A 2,556-nucleotide genomic window follows, 5' to 3' on the forward strand; every position below is an offset into this window, starting at 1 on the left:
GACGGAACACTCGAAATGCCCTTTAGTAATGCGATTGAAGAATATATAGATACTTCAAAAATAAAAAATACGCTTCAGATGAGCTATCCGACACAGGAAGAAATACGTAAAAATACGCAAAAAGCCAAAAAAGAAATTAAAAAGTTAGTCCAGGAAGGGAAAAAACTCCAGACCGTCGTTGAAAAAGCTTTTCTTAAAATTGCCGAGCCGTGCAAAAAGCTTGAGAATTTGAGCGAGGAAGAGCAGCTAGAAGTCTTTTCAGATAAAGAGATTATGAAATTACTGACGGTTATTGAGAATCTACGGAAAGAATTCGATACTAATAAATATTTCAAAGAATTTTTTTATGAGATAGGGCAATCCAACATTATTCACTCCGAACTTGATATCGCCGTTATAAAAGTACGAAAAGTACATAACCCTATCGAAAATAAACAAAAAGCACTTGCATGGATTTATAATCACATGCCGTACCTATTTAATCTTGCGGGGACGATCCACAATATTTGCGAAACACTTAAAAAGAGCAATAAGCTCAATTAAATTTTCGAAAAACCGGTTTAATAGGTTCTCCCCTAAAACGGGTAGAAACATCTCCCGCCGCAATAGCCGCACTCAGTGTCTGCAATGAAAATTTAAATGCAGATACCGTTTGTACTACCTCATCTTCTTGATGCGAAAATGATGGGCTTATCCCCTGTACCAAAATACCGCATTTGATCATTTCCTGGACAAAAAGAGTTCTAAGATTATTATCAGGATTCCCGAACGGATCTAAAAAAACAAAATAGGGACGGCAATCAATCCCCCCCATATAGGCTTGCTTTTCAATTCCTAGAGAACGTGAAAGGTTATTAAACTCTTCTTTAAGCCGCTTCCCTACCGACCAAATATGGCGCGTTACCGCATAATCATCCCTATTTAAAATCTCAATCGTCTTTTGAATAGCCCGTAAATGGTGTGTCTCTCCCCCGTAGGTTGTCGAAAGCAAGAAAAGACGTTCGCTATCATGGGAAATACCGCCTAGACTCATGATATCGCGCTTACCGACTAGTGCGGATGCAGAAAAACCGTTGGCGATTGCTTTTCCGAAACATGAGAGATCCGGTGTCACCCCGTAAAGGTATTGCGCCCCTTTGGGATGAAACCGAAATCCGCTGACAACTTCATCAAAAATCAAAACGATACCATGCTGAGAGCACTCTTCACGGACGAGTTGCAAAAAATTTCCCGCAGGTTCTTCGATTGCAGCCGGTTCCAAAATGACGCAGGCTATCCCTTGTGGTTTATAGGTATCGATTTGCTTCCGAAGCGATTCGATATTATTGTATTGAAATTGCTTGGTCAAAGGGTGAAAATTCTTCGGAATACCTCTGTCAATTTGAGTATCGCAGATAAACCAATCGTCAATACTAAAAAAAGGCTGATCGACACATCTCAGAACAATATCATTACCGGTAAAAGCTCTTGCAAGTTTAATCGCTGCCGTTGTAGCATTGGAACCGTTTTTGGCAAATTTGACCATTTCGGCGGAAGGTATCTGAGATGAGACGATTTCGGCGACTTCCGCTTCAAGATAGGAGGGTCGTATAAAGTTAATCCCATTATCCATCTCTGCTTTTACCGCTTCATTGACTTCATCGTAGGCGTGCCCAAGAATAACCGAAGTAAGCCCCATTCCCCAGTCAACAAATTCATTCCCGTCAACATCCCATATTCTGGCACCCTTTCCTCTCACAATAGAGTGGGGGCTAAGCTGCGGGAATTGATCATCTCCTTTGGAGTAGGTATGAGCACCTCCGGGGATGTAAAAATTGGCTTTTTGGCGTAAAACATTGGAATTTTTAAAATTGGTAATCATAAACTACTCCGTTTGAAAAGTGCTGAAAACGCCCAGTTTTTATCATCTGCCGTACACTCCGTATCAATAAAAGAGGGAGAATCCTGAAGCAAACAGGCTGCTTGGTGATCATTATCAAACAATCGAAAATCGACGAGATCAAATCCCTCGAAATGGTTTGTCCAAAAAGAGAGATTACGCTTATAAACGTTTAGATGCGGATTATAGGCATCCGGTTTTTCCAGATTCTCTTTGGAAAGAAAATCATAAATAAAGATATACCCGTCTTTTTTAAGAATTTGAAGCATATTTTTTCTCATCTGAATGAGCTCATTCTCGGGAATCATATACGCAAGGAACCCGTATATAACCATATCGTATGTGAAAGGTATATCAAACGTGCCGCAAGCATTCAGTTGCTGAGTTTTCATTTTCTCTTCCGCACCGATGAGTCGGATAAACTCGCTGCAGTGATCAACGGCTTTTTTGGAGCCGTCATATCCGTGTATACTTTTTACAAAATTTTGAAGGTATAAAAGATTGCCGCCCCTTCCGATTCCCACTTCCGCGACATCCAATTCTGCCAATGTTTTGCGCGGGAAAAGGGAAACCAAATATTCGGTAAAACAGTTTCGCGCCGTTTTAGTATTTCTATCGAACCATTTATCCGATTCATGATCAACGTATTGCTGTGTTTGACTCATACGGTATTCCTT

2 protein-coding genes and 1 pseudogene are annotated in these 2,556 nt (G+C 40.5%); 1 reads left to right on the forward strand and 2 read right to left on the reverse strand.

Translation table 11 applies throughout. The annotated features are described in order from the left end of the window. A pseudogene (locus Q0C19_RS11820) lies at positions 1 to 543 on the forward strand (hypothetical protein); the annotation flags it as partial. Here Q0C19_RS11820 and Q0C19_RS11825 read toward each other — a convergent pair. Together Q0C19_RS11825 and Q0C19_RS11830 are read right to left on the reverse strand one after the other, a co-directional pair. After that, positions 536 to 1,861: a glutamate-1-semialdehyde 2,1-aminomutase gene (locus Q0C19_RS11825; RefSeq protein ID WP_295056344.1), complete on the reverse strand. Its 1,326-nt coding sequence runs from the start codon at positions 1,859 to 1,861 to the stop codon at positions 536 to 538. The pseudogene Q0C19_RS11820 and the gene Q0C19_RS11825 overlap by 8 nt on opposite strands. Further along, positions 1,858 to 2,556, reverse strand: a 699-nt coding sequence (locus tag Q0C19_RS11830) for a class I SAM-dependent methyltransferase (RefSeq protein ID WP_295056347.1), incomplete at its 5' end; no start/stop codon positions are given. The genes Q0C19_RS11830 and Q0C19_RS11825, both read right to left, overlap by 4 nt.

Source organism: Sulfuricurvum sp. (assembly GCF_023250475.1).
Taxonomy (GTDB): domain Bacteria; phylum Campylobacterota; class Campylobacteria; order Campylobacterales; family Sulfurimonadaceae; genus Sulfuricurvum.

Coding starts and splice junctions, on each gene's coding strand:
- Q0C19_RS11825 (WP_295056344.1), bottom strand. CDS start 1,861: ATGATTACCAATTTTAAAAATTCCAATGTTTTACGCCAAAAAGCCAAT.